Raw genomic sequence first — 17,403 nt, 5'->3', positions numbered from 1 at the left:
GATGAACGAAATCGTCAAAGTAAGCGGCTTGCGCGTGGTTGCGCGTAACGAAGAGGGTATCGATGTACCGATCGTGCACGGTGCCGATTTCAGCCTGAACAAAGGCGAAGTACTGGCGCTGATCGGCGAGTCCGGTTCCGGCAAGAGCACCATAGCGCTGTCGCTGATGGGTTACGCCCGTTCTGGTTGCCGTATTGTCGGCGGCTCGGTACGGGTCGGCGATGTCGACGTGCTCAAACTGTCGAGTGCCGAGCTGGCAAAGCTGCGCGGACGCACCGTGGCTTATATCGCGCAGAGCGCGGCCGCGGCATTCAATCCGTCCAAGAACATCATGGAGCAGGTGATCGAAAGCGCGCTGATCCACGGCGTTCTGTCGCGCAAGCAGGCGCAGGCCAAGGCCGTCGAACTGTTCCGGGAGCTGGCCCTGCCGGAGCCCGAACGCATCGGCGCGCGCTATCCGCACCAGGTCTCGGGTGGGCAGCTGCAGCGGCTGATGGCGGCGATGGCGCTGATCACCGATCCGGCACTGGTGATCCTCGACGAGCCGACCACGGCGTTGGATGTCACGACCCAGATCGAAGTGCTGCGGGCTTTCAAAAAGGTGGTTCGTGAACGCGGTACCACGGCAATTTACGTCTCGCACGACCTAGCGGTGGTGGCGCAGATGGCCGACCGCATTGTCGTACTGCGCGATGGCCAGATCCAGGAAAACAACCCTACCGAACAGATCCTGGCCGCGCCGCAACATCCCTATACCCGCAGCCTGCTGGCCGCGATAAGGCCGGCGGCGCGCCAGGGGACGGCTGATCAAGAGGCACCTTCGGCGGAAGAGAATGTGCTGCTCGACATCCACGGCCTGGAGATTTGCTACGGCACCAAGAAGGTGCTACAGGATGTCGATCTGAAGATCCGGCGTGGCGCGGCGGTCGGCGTGATCGGCGAGTCGGGGTCGGGGAAAACCACCCTGGCGCAGGCTATCGCCGGCCTGGCACCAACATCGGCCGGACGTATCCTGCTGGACGGGCAGCCGCTCAGCAGGACGCTGACCGGTCGCAGCCGCGAGCAGTTCCGGCGCGTTCAGTTCGTCTTCCAGAATGCCGATACGGCGCTAAATCCACGGCACAGCATCGAGCAGATCCTCGGTCGTCCGCTGCGCTTCTACCACGGAATGAAGGGTGCGCAGCAGCGACGACGGGTCGCCGAGTTGCTGGAGCTGGTGCAGTTGCCGGCCAGCCTTGCGCAACGCCGGCCCGGCGAGTTGTCCGGTGGCCAGAAGCAGCGCGTCAACCTGGCGCGGGCGCTGGCGGCGGAGCCGGATCTGATCCTCTGCGACGAAGTGACTTCGGCGCTGGATACGGTGGTGGGCGCGGCGATCCTCGAACTGTTGCGCGACCTGCGCCGCGAACTGGGGGTTTCCTACCTGTTCATCAGCCATGACATCTCCACCGTGCGCGCGCTGTGCGACGACATAGTGGTGATGTACAGCGGCCACAAGGTCGAGGCCGGCGAGCAGCAGGCGTTCGTCCACGCGCCCTTCCATCCCTACACCAACCTGTTGACCAATTCGGTGCCGGAGCTGCGCCAGGGCTGGCTGGAAAACTGCGGGACTAGCTGCAGTGAGCTGCCGCCGATCGGCGAACCGGTCAGCGGCGTACATCTCTGCCCGTTCCTAGATCGTTGCCCGGTTCGCATCGACGGCCTGTGCAATCGCAGCACGCCACCACGCCGCAACATTGCCGGCGGTAGTGAGATTCTGTGTCATCACACGGGTGCCGAGCTACTCAAGGCGCAGGACGGTGTGAGCAGCATAAAGCTAGTGGGTAGCTGCGCATGACAGCGCGTTTCGTACGCTTGGCCGAGCATGAGCGGCCAAGGGTCAGGCTGCTGGTCGATGGCGAAGCCATCGAGGCCTTGCAGGGCGACACCCTGATGGTCGCCCTGCTGACCCGGGTGTCGGCCCTGCGTCAGTCGGAATTCGATCCAGGCCGACGCGCCGGCTTCTGCCTGATGGGTGCTTGTCAGGACTGCTGGGTCTGGACCCGGAGCGGCGAGCGTCTGCGCGCTTGTTCCAACGAAGTCCGTGAGGGGCTGGATATCGTCACCAGGCAACCGGAGGCGATATGGCCCTTACGCGGCTGAAGAATTTACCGAGAGACGCCTTGCGGGTGGTGATAGTCGGTGCCGGCCCAGCAGGCACCCGCTGCGCCGAGACCCTGGTGGCAGCGGGAATCAGGCCGATTCTGCTGGATGAAAACCGCCGCGATGGCGGACAGATCTATCGCCGCCAGCCCGAGGGCTTCACCCGCGACTACGCCACCCTCTACGGCAGCGAAGCGGGCAAGGCCGGGGCGCTGCACCAGAGCTTCGATCGCCTGCGCGAGCAGATCGACTATCGGCCAGACACCCTGGTGTGGGACCTGACCCCGGGGCAGCTGTGCTGCGTGAGCCAGGGCAAGCATTCGACCGTGGATTACGACGCGTTGATCCTCTGCACCGGGGCTACCGACCGGCTGATGCCGATTGAGGGTTGGCAACTGGCGGGCTGTTATAGCCTGGGCGGAGCACAGATCGCACTCAAGGCGCAGGCGGTGTCGATCGGTCGCCGGGTGGTGTTCATGGGTAGCGGGCCGCTGCTGTATTTGGTGGCCAGCCAGTACCTCAAGGCCGGCGCCACGGTCGCGGCGGTGCTCGACACCTCGCCGCTGCGCAAGCGCATCGCGGCCTTGCCCAAACTGCTCGCCCGCCCCGGGCTGCTGCTCATCGGGATGAAATTGCTGGCGCAGCTCTACCTGGCGCGAATCCCTGTGCATCTGGGGGTCGTCCCCCAGCAGGTGCTGGGCGATGCGGCCAGCGGCGTCAGCGCGGCGCGTGTGCGCACCAGCCACGGTGACAGCCTGGAGGTCGACTGCGATGCAGTCGCGCTGGGCTATCACCTGCGTCCGGAAACCCAGCTGGCCGACCTGGCCGGTTGCAGGATGCGTTTCCATGAGGCGTCGCAGCAGTGGGTGCTGGATACCGATGAAGAGGGGCGCACTTCGGTCAGTGGTGTGTATGCCGCTGGCGATGGCTCGCGGATCCGTGGCGCCGATGCGGCGGAACATGCCGGACGCCTGGTTGCGCTGGCCCTGTTGCAGGATCTGCAGCAACCGGTGCATGGCGAGGCGCTCGCCTTGCAGCGTCGCGTCCTGACGGTGATGGATGAGTTCAGTCGCGGGCTGTACCTGGCCTTTCCCTGGCCGGCGGCGCAGGCCAAGGCCTTAGCGGACGAGGCGATCGTTTGCCGTTGCGAGATGATCACGGCTGGCGAGTTGCGCTCCGTGGTCCGCGAGCAGGGCGCCTGCGAAGTTAATCGCGCCAAGGCCTTCAGCCGGGTCGGTATGGGCCGCTGCCAGGGCCGCTACTGCTCCGAGGCCGGCGCCGAGGTGATCTCCGCGGCGGCTGGAGTCGCTGTCGAACGGGTCGGCCGTCAGCGCGTTCAGGCGCCGGTCAAGCCGCTTTCGATGTCGACCGAGGTACTCAAACGGGCTGAGAAGGTGGCGCCGTGAGCGTTGATCAGACCGATGTACTGATCATTGGCGGCGGCCTGATGGGCGCGGCTTCGGCATTCTTTCTGCGCCAGCGCGGGCGTTCGGTGGTGCTCCTCGAGCGGGACATGATTGGCCAATACGCCAGCGGGGTGAATTTCGGCAACGTGCGCCGCCAAGGCCGTTTCCTCGGCCAGCTGGCGCTGGCCAACCGCTCCTTCGCCTTGTGGAAGCGCCTGCCGCAACTGATCGGCGATGACCTCGAATTCATTCCCAGCGGCCATATGCGCGTGTGTTACCGCGAGGACGAGATCGCCGAGCTGGAGGCCTACGCCGCGGCGCCCGAGGCGCGAGAATTAGACCTGAAAATCTACAGCGGGCGCGAACTGCACGAGCGCTTTCCGTTTTTAGGGCCCGAGGTCAAGGGTGGCTCCTATGCGCCGCACGATGGTCACGCCAACCCGCGTCTCGCCGCACCGGCCTTTGCCCGCGCCGCGCGCCGCACCGGTGCGATCATCGAGGAGCGCTGCGAGGTGACTAGCGTAGAGAAGGTCGGCGGGCAGTTCCGGGTGACCACCAGCGACGGCCGCGAGTACCGCGCCGAGCAGTTGCTGATCACCGCCGGCGCCTGGGGCGAGACGCTCTCCGCGCAGTTCGGCGAGCCAGTGCCGTTGGTCACCAAGGGCCCGCAGATGTCGGTCACCGAGCCGGTGCCCTATGCGCTGAAGACGGTGATCGGCGTGTACACCAAGCACCCCGAGGAAGTGCTGTATTTCCGCCAGATCCCCCGCGGCAACATCATCATCGGCGGCTGTAACCACAGCAAGCCGGACATGCTCAACCGCCGCGCCCATTTCGAGCCGCAAAGCATCCTCAAACAGCTGCAGCAGATGCACCGGCTGGTGCCACACATGGTCAACCTGAACATCATCCGCACCTGGAGCGGGATCGAGAGCTACCTGCCGGACTCCCTGCCAATCATGGGGCCGAGCTGCCGAGTCGACGGACTGTTCTACGCCTTCGCCTTCTGCGGCCACGGCTTCCAGCTCGGCCCAGGGGTAGGGGACGTGATGGCCGAGCTGATCAGTACCGGCAGCACCAGCACCTCAATCACCCCGTTCAGCATCGGCCGCTTTGCCGATTCCCCCGAGCAGCAGAGGAAGGCGTCATGAAACCCCGAGTCCTGGAGATTCTCAAGCGGCTGATCGCCTTCGAGACGGTGTCCGCTGATTCCAACCTGGCGCTGATCGAATATGTGCGCGAGCTGCTGCTGAGCAAGGGCATCGAGTCCTTGATCGTCAAGGACGAGAGCGGGCGCAAGGCCAACCTGTTCGCCAGCACCGGCCCGCGCGATGTACCGGGGATTCTGCTGTCCGGGCACACCGACGTGGTGCCCGCCGCCGGCCAGGCCTGGAGCGTGCCGGCGTTCCAGGCGACGCTGAAGGACGGGCGGCTCTACGGCCGCGGCAGTTGCGACATGAAGGGCTTCATCGCCCTGGCGGTCGACGCCATGCTCGAGGCCGCCGAAGCCTCGTTGAGCCGGCCTTTGCAACTGGCGCTGTCGCATGACGAGGAAATCGGCTGCGTCGGTGTGCGCCGCCTGCTCGACGTGTTGCACCTGGCGCCGTTGCGGCCGTTCCTGTGCATCGTCGGCGAGCCGACCGAGATGCAGTTCGTCCTCGGGCACAAGGGCAAGGGTTCCTACCGCGCTTTCTGCCATGGCCAGGAAGCGCACTCGTCCCTAGCGCCGCGCTCGGTCAACGCCATTCACGTCGCCTGTGATTTTATCGCCGCGCTTCGTCAGAGCCAGCAGCGCTTGCAGGAGCACGGCGCGCAGGATGCGGATTACGACGTGCCCTACAGCACCGTGCATGTCGGGCAAATCGTCGGCGGCAAGGCCCTGAACATAGTGCCGAACCTGTGCAGCCTGGATTTCGAAGTGCGCAATCTGCCGGCCGACGACCTCGATCAGTTTCTCGATCAGATGCGTGAACAGGCCGAGACGATAGTGCTCGAGGCCAGGCGCTTGTCCAGCGTCGCCGCCATCGAGATCGAGACCCTGAACGTCTACCCCGGCCTCGATACCCACCCCAGCGTGGAAGCCGTGCGCCTGCTGAAAAACTTCGCCCCGGCGGATACCGGCAGCGCCAAAGTATCCTTCGGTACCGAGGGCGGCCTGTTCAGCCAGCGCCTGAATGTACCTGTGGTGGTCTGCGGGCCGGGCTCCATTCAACAGGCGCACAAGCCCGACGAATTCATCGAAGTCAGCCAACTGGACGCTGGCGAGCGCTTTCTCGAGGGGCTGCTCGGGTCGTTGAAGCTGTAACCGCCGCGTTCTCGTCCGTTCCTGCCGAATAGGGGAGGGCCATTTTCCGTTCTCACCTTCCGGCCTGTACCCCTGTGGTCAGTGGACCTCTCGCTCGAGGAAAGAGCGAGTGTGCCCGCCAAGGCTGTTGCCTTAGCCGAAAACAATAACCAAAAAGCGGGACTCGCGAGTCCCTGACAACACTCCGGGAGTCCGTCCATGAAAGTCCTCGAACGTCTTTCCTTCTCCGGCAAGTTCGTCTTGCTCGGTGTATTGGCCCTCGTTTTGATCGCAGTGCCGAGCAGCCTGTACGTGCTGGGTGCGCTGAGCAGTGGACGTCAGGCCGAGCGCGAAATACGTGGTATCGCGCCGGTGCAGGCGCTGTTGGACTTGGTCGCGCTGACCCAGCAGCATCGCGCTATGACTACCCGCGCTCTCGCCGGTGACAGTAGTCTGCAGCAGGCCCGTCTGGCCAAGCAGGCCGAGTTGCAGCGTACCTTCGAGGCGAGCGAGCAGACGCTACGCGCGGCCGAGGTCGACGCGGATCTGTTGAACTCTTTGCAGCAGGTGGGCGAGCAATGGCACACCCTATCCGAAGAGATCGGCCAGGACAGCATCAAGGCCAGGCAGAGCATGCAACGGCATACGCAACTGATTGCGTCCAGTCTGCTGATTGAGGATGCCTTGCTCGATCATTTCGAGCTGTCCCGGGATCCGATTCTGCAAACCTATTCGCTGATGAACGCGGCGCTGATCGAGATGCCGCAAACCGCCGAGTTGTTCGCCCAGTTGCGCGGTTTTGGTGCCCTGTATCTGGTGCAGGGGCGAATTCTGCCGGAGCAACAGGGGGCCTTGATGGGGTTGACCGCCCAGGCGCTCGCCAGCTTCGACAGGATGGGCCGGGCCTTCGCCAAGGCCGCTGCCGCCGACCCGGCGATCGCCGCCATGCTGGAGCAACCGCTGGCGGCGCTACGCCAGCAGATCCGGCAGGCCCTGGCATTGACCGATCAGCAGCTGGTCGCGGTCATCGAGATGGATTTTTCCGACGGCGGTGCCGGGTTGAAGGTGACGCATCCGGTCGCGGACTACCTGGCCGCTTATAATCGGCCGATCGACGCCATGTATGCGCTTGGCGACTCCGTATTGGCGCTGCTTGAGCAGAGACTGGGGGAGCGCCGCGATCAGCACCGACAGCATCTGCTGCTGATGTCCGCCGGCCTGCTGGTGCTGCTGCTGGTCGGCGGCATGCTGGCGACGCTGATCGTCCTGCGCTTGCTGAAACAGTTGGCAAGCGCCATGGCCGCGGCCGAGCGAATCGCCAAGGGCGACCTGACCCAGGTGCTCGATACCGCGGGTATGGATGAAGCGGCGCGTCTGCTGCAGGCACTGCAGCGCATGCAAACGGACCTGCGCGGCACTGTCACCCAGGTGGTGAATTCCGCCGAGCAGCTCAACTCGACTTCCGAGGCACTGAGCGCGGTGACCGAGGACACCAGCCGCGGCCTGCACCGACAGAGCGGTGAACTCGACCAGGCCGTGACTGCCGTCACCGAGCTGACCACCGCGATCGAGGAGGTGGCGCGCAATGCCGCCTCGGCCTCGGAGGTGTCCCAGGCTGCCGACCACTGCGCCCGTCAGGGCCAGGGCAGCGTTACCCGCACAGTAGGCGCGATCGAATCGCTGACCGGCGATATGGCGCATACCGCCGATGCCCTGCAAGCCCTAGCGGGCCAGATAGGTGGTATCGGCTCGGTGCTGGATGTGATTCGCGGAATCGCCGAGCAGACCAATCTGTTGGCCTTGAATGCTGCGATCGAGGCCGCGCGGGCGGGCGAAAGTGGGCGCGGCTTCGCCGTTGTAGCAGACGAAGTGAGGGCCTTGGCGCAAAGAACCCAGGAATCGACCAAGCAGATCGAAACCATCATCGGCTCGGTGCAGCAAGGTAGTCAGGGCGCTCTGCGTGCCATGCAAAGCAGCAATGAGAAAACCCAGGACACCCTGGAACTCGCGCGCGCGGCGGGCACGGCATTGACTGCCATCGTCGAGGCGATCGCCCAGATCAACGAGCGCAACCTGAGCATTGCCAGTGCCACCGAAGAGCAATCCTACGTAGCCCGCGAGGTGGACAGTAACTTGCTCAATATCCGCGATGTTTCCGCGCAGACCTCGGCCGGGGCCAACCAGACCCGAACCTCAAGCCTGGAACTCGCCGGCCTGGCCAGCGAGCTGAGCGGGATGATCAAGCACTTCAACGTCTGACCGCAGTACTAGCAGGCCGTTAAAAAGCGCAGGTGGTTTTTCAACAGCCTGCTTGTGTCGCTTTAACCATGAAATTTCGGTTCAACGCATAGCATGTGTGGGAGGGGCTTTAGCCGCGATTCTTTCAGTACCTTCAAGGCCAATTGCGGCTGAAGCGGAACACCGCCCGGCCGCTCCCACGGTAAGTGATACTCGTGTCGCGACACCAGCAGCCCCTCCCTAGGCTGCGCTCCCGCCAACTACCGCACACCCAGTAGAGCCTGCCGTCGCCGGGCAATATTCAGCATCCAACGCTGCTGGGCGAGCGCTTTCAGCATCCTCGTTTGTAGCCTCTGCATAGACTGGAAGCTGTCTCGGAACAGGACTCGACCATGCTCAAGAATCGTTTGAAAGACCCCAGCCTGCTGGTAGAACTCGCCTACATCGATGGGCAGTGGACCGCTGCCGATAATGCGGCCACCTTGGATGTCGTCGACCCCGCCAGCGGCGAGTGCCTGGCCCGGGTGCCGGCTCTGCAAGGCAGCGAAACCCGCCGCGCCATCGAAGCCGCCGAACGCGCCTGGCCGGCCTGGCGGGCGCGTCCTGCGGCAGAACGTGCCGCGCTGCTGGAGCGTTGGTATCAGGCCATGCTCGATAATCTCGACGACCTGGCCTTGATCATGACCTGCGAGCAGGGCAAGCCGCTCCATGAGGCCCAGGGCGAAATCCGCTACGGTGCCAGCTTCGTCAAATGGTTCGCCGAGGAGGCCCGTCGGATTTACGGCGAGACCATTCCGGCGCCCAGCGGTGACCGCCGCCTGTTGACCCTGAAACAGCCGGTCGGGGTTTGCGCCGCCATCACCCCGTGGAACTTCCCCAACGCGATGATCACCCGCAAGTGTGCGCCGGCCCTGGCGGCCGGCTGCCCGGTGATCGTCAAGCCCTCGGACCTGACGCCGCTGTCGGCGTTGGCGCTGGCGGTGCTGGCCGAGCGGGTCGGCATTCCTGCCGGGGTGTTCAACGTGGTGACCGGCATGCCGGTGGGGATCGGCGAAGAACTGACCGGCAACCCGACGGTGCGCAAGATTTCCTTTACCGGCTCGACCGCTGTGGGCAGCTTGCTGATGCGCCAGAGCGCCGAGCATATCAAGCGCCTCAGCCTCGAGTTGGGTGGCAATGCGCCCTTTATCGTGTTCGACGACGCCGACCTGGAACAGGCGGTGGCGGGGGTCATGCAGAGCAAGTTCCGCAACGCCGGACAGACCTGTGTCTGCGCCAATCGTATCCTGGTGCAGGAGGGTATCTACGAGCGCTTCGCCCAGCGCCTGGTGGAAGAGGTCGGCAAACTCAAGCTCGGCAACGGCCTGGAGGAGGGCGTGACCACCGGCCCGCTGATCAATGCGGCGGCGGTGAGCAAGGTCGCCAAGCATATCGACGATGCCCTGAGTAAAGGCGGCCGTTTGCTCTGCGGCGGCATCCCTGCGGGCGACAGCCAGTTCGTCCAGCCGACGGTGCTCGGCGAGGCGCATGCCGGCATGTTGTTGGCCAACGAGGAAACCTTCGGGCCGGTGGCGCCGCTGATGCGCTTTACCGACGAGGCCGAAGCGCTGGTCCTGGCCAATGCCACGCCCTATGGCTTGGCCGCGTACTTCTTCACCCAGGATCTGCGCCGCTCGTGGCGCTTCGGCGAGGCGCTGGAATTTGGCATGGTCGGCCTCAATACAGGGCTCATTTCCATGGAGGTGGCACCGTTCGGAGGCGTCAAGCAGTCCGGCCTGGGCCGCGAGGGTTCCAAGTACGGCCTGGACGAGTACCTGGAAGTCAAAGCCTTCCACATCGGCGGGTTGTGAGTCGGTCAGTGTTCGAACACATTTCGAGAGACAAAGGCATGAGCAAGACATTCAAGATCGCCGCGATCGCCGGCGACGGTATCGGCAAGGAAATAATGCCCGAAGGGCTGCGGGTGCTGGAGCAGGCAGCGCGCAAGTGGGATCTGGACCTGAGCATCGAAGTGCTCGATTGGGCGCACTGCGATTACTACCTGGAACACGGGCAGATGATGCCCGCCGATTGGTTCGAGCAGCTGAAAGGCTTCGATGCCATCTACTTCGGCGCCGTCGGCTGGCCGGACAAGGTGCCGGATCATATTTCCCTGTGGGGCTCGCTGCTCAAGTTCCGCCGCGACTTCGACCAGTACGTGAATATCCGCCCGGTGCGGCTGTTTCCCGGCGTGCCCTGCCCACTGGCCGGACGCGAGCCCGGCGATATCGACTTCGTGGTGATCCGCGAAAATACCGAGGGCGAATACTCCTCGGTGGGCGGCAAGATGTTCGAAGGCAGCGAGCATGAGTTCGTGCTGCAGGAGTCGGTGTTCACCCGCCGTGGCGTTGATCGGATTCTCAAGTACGCCTTCGACCTGGCGCAGACCCGCCCGCGCAAGCGTTTGACCGCGGCGACCAAGTCCAACGGCATCTCGATCAGCATGCCGTACTGGGACGAGCGCACCGCGCTGATGGCCGAGCAGTACCCGGAGATCAGCTGGGACAAGCAGCACATCGACATTCTCTGTGCGCGCTTCGTGTTGCAGCCCGATCGCTTCGATGTGGTGGTGGCGTCGAACCTGTTCGGCGACATCCTTTCCGATCTGGGCCCGGCCTGCGCCGGCACCATCGGCATCGCCCCCTCGGCCAACCTCGACCCGGAGCGCCGCTACCCCTCGCTGTTCGAACCGGTGCACGGTTCGGCCCCGGATATCTACGGGCGCAACATCGCCAACCCGATTGCCATGATCTGGTCCGGCGCCTTGATGCTGGACTTCCTCGGCAATGGCGATGAGCGCTACCGCGCGGCCCACGACGGCATTCTCAAGGCCATCGAGCAGATCATCGCCGAAGGGCCGATCACCCCCGATCTCGGCGGCCAGGGCTCGACTCAGGATGTCGGTAAGGCGATCGCCGCGGCGCTTTAGTCGCGGATTCACGGCGGACCGGCGCAAGCCTTCAGAACTGTGTGCGTCACCCTTTTAGCCCGCTCACACTGCGGGCTTTTTTTTGTGCCTTGATCGGGCATGTGTCTTGATGCTGCCGGGGGGCAGTCTGGTGGCAGTCGATTCAAGCCGCTTCATTCGAGAGATTTGTGTATGCGTACGTTGTTGGTCGGGCTATTGGCTTGCGCCTGGTGCACCATGAGCTGGGCGAGCCCGCCTATCGAAGTGACCATCCTCTGCGATGCCGGCTACCCGCCTTACAGCTATGCCGAGGATGGCGAGGCTAAAGGGATCTACGCCGACATTCTGCGTGTGGCCTTCGACCGCATGCCTGACTATCGCGTGCACATTCGCCCCTTGCCTTGGGCGAGGGCGCTGGAAGAGCTGGCCAAGGGCCGTGCCTTTGCTGTCTATCCGCCTTACAAACGCACCAGGGAGCGGCCGTGGATGGATTACTCGCGGCCGATCTTGAGAGAGAAACTGGTCGTCTTCGTGCGTGCCAATGTGGCTCGCAAACTCCCCGACATGCCATTTCCACAATCCTATGTCGGCTTGCGCATCGGTCAGAACAGCGGCTTCATCAATATCCGCGATCAGGACTACCAGCGCATGCTGGGGAAGGGCGAGTTGCACCAGGTCTACGGCAAGGACAATCGCACCAGCTTGGCCATGCTCTATCGTGGGCGCCTGGACGCCTATATCAACGATCGGCGTGCTGTTCTCTGGGAGCTGGATCGAATGCTCAGCGATGGTGTGCTCGGGGAAATGGACCTCACTTGGATAGTCGAAGGCCCCTGGCTTTCCGGCGAGGAGGGGCATCTCGGCTATGGCCGAAGCAACCCGCGGGCCTATCCCTACAAGGAAGACTTCAAAAAACACCTAGATGCCATCTTGGCCGACCTTGAGCGGGAGGGTGTCATCTATCGCATTGTGAGTCGTTACGATGCGATCTATCCGCTTCTTCAGCAGCAGACTGTCAGCAACTAGCTGTGTCTGGGGTTGCTTGTTCAGCCTTGCGTTCGCCGGGTGACGACGCCAGCCCCTGCTCGAACAAGCGCTATACAAAGGCGATACCGAACTGAACGGTGCGCGATGCGCCGGGATAGGCGTAGTTGAGGCCGCCTGGCAGTAGCACCGTTTGGTACTAAGCCGATGGCCATCGGAGCCGCGCTGTACTGCGCAGCACACAGGACTTGCCAGTAGCTGTACCAGTCCCTTCTGTTGCTCAAGCTCGGCGATCGGCAGAACCGATAAAAGGGATCGGTGAAATCGGCCTCGCCGCCTCAGTCGTCAATTGCCAGTTACCTTAGGCGAGTTACTCAAGCTGCAACGCTTGTTACGTACCCAACCAGTGTCCACTTCCTTGGTGGGGCGAACGACTAGAAATGCAATGAAGTAACTCGTGGCTAGATGTTATATCATAACGGTAGCTATCATGTGCGCCACTCTTCAAGTGGTGAAGATTTATTCATCGACGGTGATAGGGACGGCACACCCAGCAGTGCTTTGCATCGCCAGGAGACACCGACCTTTTCATCGGCTGCCAACCAGAAGGAATGCGTCAGTGGTTATCAAGCTCCACCTCAAGGTGCTCGCGGCATCGTGTGCCGCATGGGCCGCAGTCTCGACAACGTATGTGAGCGCTGAAGAGAAAGTATTCGACGTCGTCGCACCGTTCGAGATTGTTGGGTTAGATCCTTCTGTGTCGGGCTTCATCTTCCAGCGGATGCAGGTCACTGAGACCCTATTGGAAGCGGATGCAGCAGGTCAGCCATTACCTGCTCTTGCAGAGACATGGAGCGTTGCGGATGACGGCAAGACATGGCGTCTGACGATCCGCAAAGACGTCAAATTTCACGATGGCACCAACCTGACTGCAGCAGCGGCAGCCCATTCGTTGAACGTGGCTCGGAGCAAGCCAGGCATCTTGCGCAACGCCAAAATCGAATCGATCACGGCGGATGGGAATGATGTTGTCATTCGTCTGGCAGAAGCGTTCGCTCCCATGCCCGCCTTGCTGGCTCATTCATCGACAAGCATCCTTGCTGCTGCAGCTTACGATTCTCATGACGCTGTCCAAAAGGTCATCGCAACCGGTCCATACCAGACAACCTTGGTTCAGCCGCCTCAACGGCTAGCTGCCCAGCGGTTCGAGCAGTACTGGGGCAGGAAGCCCGCTCTTGAAAAAACCACTTATCTCGCGGCCGATCGAGGAGAGACGCGCACGCTGATGGCAGAGAGCGGCGATGCAGAACTGGTATTTCAGCTTGATCCACCGAGTATTGCTCGCCTATCCCGCGCCCCAAACGTTCAGGTGCTGATGGGGCCTGTCCCCCGTGTGGTGGTGCTGGCAGTGAACTCTGGAAGCGGGGAGACAGCATCGGTCGAAACCCGAAAAGCGCTGAGCCTTGCAATCCAAAGGGAGGGAATCGCCGCTGCTGTGCTGCGTGCTCCAGGTACGGGTGCGACTCAAATGTTCGCGGACAATGTCACCGCCTGGCACGATCCGACCCTTCCGCCCCTTGCTTACGATCCAGACGCTGCGCGCTCGTTACTCAAAGCACAAGGCTGGGGGCCCGGATCGGATGGGATCCTGGAGAAAAATGGTGCGCGCCTCCACCTCAAACTTCTGACGTTTAGCGATCGCCCTGAACTGCCACTGATCGCGACCGCCCTCCAGGCGCAACTGCGTGAGGTCGGTGTGGACGTCACGGTCGCCGTGGCAAATGTCAGCGCCATTCCCGCTGCGTACAACGACGGCAGCCTGCAGTTGGCACTCTTTGCCCGCAACTACGCGCTTGTACCTGACCCGTTGGTAACGCTGTACGGGGATTTCGGCCATGGCGGTGCTGAGTGGGGCGCGATGGGTTGGAAGAGCCTGCAATTTGACCAAGCGATGACAGCATTGTTGGACAGCAAGGACCCAACTGAGCAGCAGGCGTTGCGCAATAAGATGCTTGCCCAAATACAAAACGAGCTGCCGCTACTTCCCGTCGCCTGGTACCGCCAGACCATCGCGGTTTCGAGAAAAGTGGAAGGGGCAGCGATTGATCCTTTCGAGCGGACCTTTGGGCTGAGCACGATGCGGTGGGTCGAATGATTCGCTTGCTCGGATTTCGCTTACTCCAAGCGGCGATGGTGGCCATATTGGTCGGCGCTCTCACCTTCCTGCTGATGACCCTCCTACCAGGCGATGCCGCCTACCGCATTGCAGCGGGCCGTTACGGCTATGACATGGTCAATGTCGCTGCAGCGGAAGCGGTACGCGCGGAGCTCAATCTTGATCAACCAGCCATCTGGCGTTTCCTGGCGTGGATGGGTGACCTCCTTACGTTGGATCTGGGCAAGTCTCTGGTATCGAGCATTCCGGTTACGGAAATGGTGATGCATGAGCTCGAAAGCTCCGTACGCTTGGCACTCGGAGCAGTGTTCATGTCATTCCTGATCGGCCCTACCCTGGGGATAGTGGCCGGTCTTCGTCCTGGGGGGGTGCTTGATAAAGGCTTGCTGCTGCTAAGCACCGTCACACGAGCAATCCCTCACTTCGTGTTAGGCGTCATCCTAGTGTTGGTTTTCGCGGTGTCACTGGCAATTTTGCCATCAGCCGGGCACGGCACCTGGGTGCACAGTGTTCTTCCGACGCTCACGCTAGCGCTGGGATTGGCAGCTGTTTCCTCACGCATAGCACGTGATGCAACGGAGAAGATTGCATCGTCACCTTTCTATGCATTCGGGCGGCTAAAAGGCTTGGGGGCTGTAACGGTGTTCATGCGCCATGGCCTGCGTAACATCGGCGTCCCGATAGTCACCTATCTCGGCGTTCAACTTGTGTACCTGATCGAGGGCGTCGTGGTTGTGGAAACGCTTTTCGCCTGGCCCGGAATTGGGCACGGCCTGGTACACGCTATCGTTCAGCGCGACATACCCATGGTGCAAGGCACTGCCCTGGCAATGGGCCTCTTGTTCGTGTTGCTGAACACCTGTGTCGACCTGGCAAACCATTTGATCGACCCACGCCGGAGAGACGCATGAATCTTGAACTCGCTGTTGCTAATGCCGCTCCGAAACCGCGCAATTTGCCTCATTTCATCGGCTACTCAATCCTTGCATTGCTTGTGGGCTTTGCTGTCCTCGTTCCGCTCCTGTGGGGCGTAGACATCGCTAAACAGGACTACAGCGCGATTTTGTCGATGCCTGTGAGTGGGCATCCCCTAGGTACCGACCACTTAGGGCGGGACATGCTTGCACGTCTTGCTGCCGCCATTCGCCTTTCCTTGGGGTTGGCGTTGATCAGCGTAGTGACCGCCGCCATCCCCGGCGTGTTACTGGGAATTCTTGCAGCGTGGAAGGGGGGGGGCACCGACAAGTGCCTTGGTTTGGTGGCGGAGATGTTTCTCGCACTTCCGGGCCTGTTGCTGGTGTTGTTGATTGTGGCGATCTTTCCAGGCTCGTTCATCGCGCTGTATGGCGCAGTTGCGTTGGTGTTGTGGATTGAGTACTTCCGGATGACTAGGGCGTTGTCGCGTACTGTCCTCGCCTCTCCTGCCGTTGCAGCAACCCGCCTCTTGGGTTTTGGGCCTCTCTACATCATCCGCCGCCACCTATGGCCCGAGCTGGCCTCGGTCGTCATGACCATTGCTGCATTCGGGGCAGCCTCATCCATCATGGCCATCGCTGCTCTGAGCTTCGTGAGTGTCGGCGTCCGTCCTCCAGTGGCTGAGCTAGGGCTGATGATCACCGAGCTACTGCCTTACTTCGCTGAGGCTCCGTCAATCATCGCAACGCCCATTCTGGTCATTTTCCTCATCATTCTTTCACTCATGCTGATCGCCGGAGGCCGCAAACCGTGAAACCTCTACTGAAGACTGAATCTTTAGAGATTCTTACCTTGGAGGCTAGGCTTGTAGACCCTCTCTCTATCGAGCTCTTCCCTGGAGAGGTGCTCACCATCATTGGTGAGACGGGGTCCGGCAAAAGCTTGTTTGCTCAGGGGGTGGTTGGCAACTTGCCTCCAGGCCTGCATGCATGTGGGCATATCCAATTTGCTGACGGGTTCAGTGAAGAGGGCCAGAGCCGGGGGCGACAAGCATTGTGGGGACGTGAGATCGCCGTGCTCCCCCAGGAGCCTTGGCTGAGCCTCGATCCGACCATGCGTGCGCTCTCGCAGGTTTCTGAAACCTACGAGTATGTAGTGGGTGTAGGCAAGGACGAAGCGCGCAGATCAGCCAAAGGCGACCTATCTCGACTAGGCCTCGAGCATGCGCAAGAAAAATATCCGTTCCAGCTTTCGGGAGGGATGGCTCAACGGCTTGCGTTCGCAGCCACTAATGCCGGCGGTGCCAAGGTCATGGTGGCGGATGAACCTACCAAAGGCTTGGACAGCGCCCGCATCGGCGAAGTGATCGCGCTTCTCCAGGCTGGCCTGCAGAACGGCGGTGCGCTGCTGATCATCACTCATGACATAGAGGTCGCGCGCAGGCTGGGTGGCACCGTGATGATCATGCTCAAAGGCAAAGTCATTGAAACCGGCAGTGCCGAGCAAGTACTCAACAACCCGCAACACACCTATACACAGCAGTTGCTGAACGCCGAGCCGGCATCCTGGAAGGTGACCAAGCGTGAAAGGATCCAGGGAGGACCTGTGGTCAGGGTACGGGATCTTGGGGTTGATCGTGGTGGCAGAGCGCTCTTCAGACAACTCAGCTTCGACGTGCGGCCTGGCGAAATCGTTGGTGTAACGGGCCCCTCTGGCTGCGGAAAGTCGACGCTGGGCGATGTCCTTCTCGGCTTGATGACATCCACTGAAGGAAGCGTAAGCAAGCGAGCAGATGTTCCTCGCGTCGCCTACCAGAAGCTTTTTCAGGATCCTGTCGCGGCATTTCCTCCCACCGTTACGCTGGCCCGCAACCTGGCTGACCTCGTCAAGCTGCACAAGCTCGATGCAAATCGCATCGGTCCACTCCTACAGCGACTGCGCTTGGAGCCGGAGTTGTTGAACCGCTTGCCGGGAAACGTATCAGGAGGTGAGTTGCAACGCTTCTCGCTGCTGCGTGTGCTGCTCATCAATCCTGTCTTCATCTTCGCAGACGAACCGAGTTCGCGCCTGGATCTGATCACGCAGAAGGAGGTGCTCGAGTTGCTGGTGGAGGCTGCCAAAGAAAGCGATACGGCAGTCTTATTAGTCAGCCACGATGAAGCACTGATCGAGGCAGTATCGGATCAGCGAATACGCCTAGGTGAACACGGCCATGGGGCCGACCTGCTCACATCAGCCGCTCCGACCAACTCTGTCCCCGCGCGCGAGATCACCGCCAAATCGATCCGCGAAGAAATCATTTAGCAACCGCAAA

General features: G+C 62.0%; 13 protein-coding genes and 1 pseudogene. All 14 read left to right on the top strand.

The window, feature by feature from the left end; all coding sequences use genetic code 11:
- The first annotated feature begins 1 nt into the window (after position 1).
- The 14 genes and pseudogenes from LJY18_RS14060 to LJY18_RS14000 all read left to right on the top strand — a co-directional run bounded on the left by LJY18_RS14060 (position 2) and on the right by LJY18_RS14000 (position 17,393).
- Positions 2-1,834: an ABC transporter ATP-binding protein gene (locus LJY18_RS14060; RefSeq protein WP_238042443.1), complete on the top strand. Its 1,833-nt coding sequence runs from the start codon at positions 2-4 to the stop codon at positions 1,832-1,834.
- Positions 1,831-2,139 carry a (2Fe-2S)-binding protein gene (locus LJY18_RS14055; RefSeq protein ID WP_238042442.1) on the top strand — a complete coding sequence of 103 codons (309 nt, stop codon included), beginning with the start codon at positions 1,831-1,833 and terminating at the stop codon, positions 2,137-2,139. Before LJY18_RS14060 ends, LJY18_RS14055 begins: the two co-directional genes overlap by 4 nt.
- Complete coding sequence (locus LJY18_RS14050; RefSeq protein ID WP_238042441.1) at positions 2,121-3,545, top strand: FAD/NAD(P)-dependent oxidoreductase; 1,425 nt, start codon at positions 2,121-2,123, stop codon at positions 3,543-3,545. Before LJY18_RS14055 ends, LJY18_RS14050 begins: the two co-directional genes overlap by 19 nt.
- Positions 3,542-4,696, top strand: coding sequence for an NAD(P)/FAD-dependent oxidoreductase (locus LJY18_RS14045; RefSeq protein WP_238042440.1), 1,155 nt, complete (start codon positions 3,542-3,544; stop codon positions 4,694-4,696). Before LJY18_RS14050 ends, LJY18_RS14045 begins: the two co-directional genes overlap by 4 nt.
- Positions 4,693-5,850: an acetylornithine deacetylase gene (argE, locus tag LJY18_RS14040; protein ID WP_238042439.1), complete on the top strand. Its 1,158-nt coding sequence runs from the start codon at positions 4,693-4,695 to the stop codon at positions 5,848-5,850. The genes LJY18_RS14045 and argE overlap by 4 nt, the downstream gene beginning before the upstream one ends.
- A 198-nt stretch (positions 5,851-6,048) precedes the next feature.
- Positions 6,049-7,230: pseudogene (locus tag LJY18_RS22730) on the top strand (HAMP domain-containing protein); the annotation flags it as partial.
- The gene (locus LJY18_RS22725) at positions 7,225-8,088 is read left to right on the top strand and encodes a methyl-accepting chemotaxis protein (RefSeq protein ID WP_442964496.1); all 864 of its coding nucleotides are present in this window, start codon (positions 7,225-7,227) and stop codon (positions 8,086-8,088) included. The pseudogene LJY18_RS22730 and the gene LJY18_RS22725, both read left to right, overlap by 6 nt.
- 371 nt (positions 8,089-8,459) lie before the next feature.
- Positions 8,460-9,917, top strand: a complete 1,458-nt coding sequence (locus LJY18_RS14030; protein ID WP_238042437.1) for an NAD-dependent succinate-semialdehyde dehydrogenase — start codon at positions 8,460-8,462, stop codon at positions 9,915-9,917.
- Positions 9,918-9,955: 38 nt separating this feature from the next.
- Positions 9,956-11,035 (top strand): tartrate dehydrogenase, encoded by a 1,080-nt coding sequence (locus tag LJY18_RS14025; protein WP_238042436.1) that lies wholly within the window; start codon positions 9,956-9,958, stop codon positions 11,033-11,035.
- A gap of 171 nt (positions 11,036-11,206) precedes the next feature.
- The gene (locus tag LJY18_RS14020; RefSeq protein WP_238042435.1) at positions 11,207-12,040 is read left to right on the top strand and encodes a substrate-binding periplasmic protein; all 834 of its coding nucleotides are present in this window, start codon (positions 11,207-11,209) and stop codon (positions 12,038-12,040) included.
- 577 nt (positions 12,041-12,617) lie between these two features.
- On the top strand, positions 12,618-14,153 hold the full coding sequence (locus LJY18_RS14015; protein WP_238042434.1) for an ABC transporter substrate-binding protein: 1,536 nt from the start codon (positions 12,618-12,620) through the stop codon (positions 14,151-14,153).
- Positions 14,150-15,085 (top strand): ABC transporter permease, encoded by a 936-nt coding sequence (locus LJY18_RS14010; RefSeq protein ID WP_238042433.1) that lies wholly within the window; start codon positions 14,150-14,152, stop codon positions 15,083-15,085. Before LJY18_RS14015 ends, LJY18_RS14010 begins: the two co-directional genes overlap by 4 nt.
- On the top strand, positions 15,082-15,903 hold the full coding sequence (locus LJY18_RS14005; protein ID WP_238042432.1) for an ABC transporter permease: 822 nt from the start codon (positions 15,082-15,084) through the stop codon (positions 15,901-15,903). The genes LJY18_RS14010 and LJY18_RS14005 overlap by 4 nt, the downstream gene beginning before the upstream one ends.
- Positions 15,900-17,393, top strand: coding sequence for an ABC transporter ATP-binding protein (locus tag LJY18_RS14000; protein WP_238042431.1), 1,494 nt, complete (start codon positions 15,900-15,902; stop codon positions 17,391-17,393). The genes LJY18_RS14005 and LJY18_RS14000 overlap by 4 nt, the downstream gene beginning before the upstream one ends.
- Positions 17,394-17,403 lie beyond the last annotated feature (10 nt).

The sequence above is a fragment of the Pseudomonas sp. MMS21 TM103 genome (genome assembly GCF_022132145.1).
Lineage (GTDB): Bacteria > Pseudomonadota > Gammaproteobacteria > Pseudomonadales > Pseudomonadaceae > Aquipseudomonas.
The sequence above is the reverse complement of the archived record's forward strand: the minus strand, read 5'-3'. Positions and strand labels throughout refer to the sequence as shown.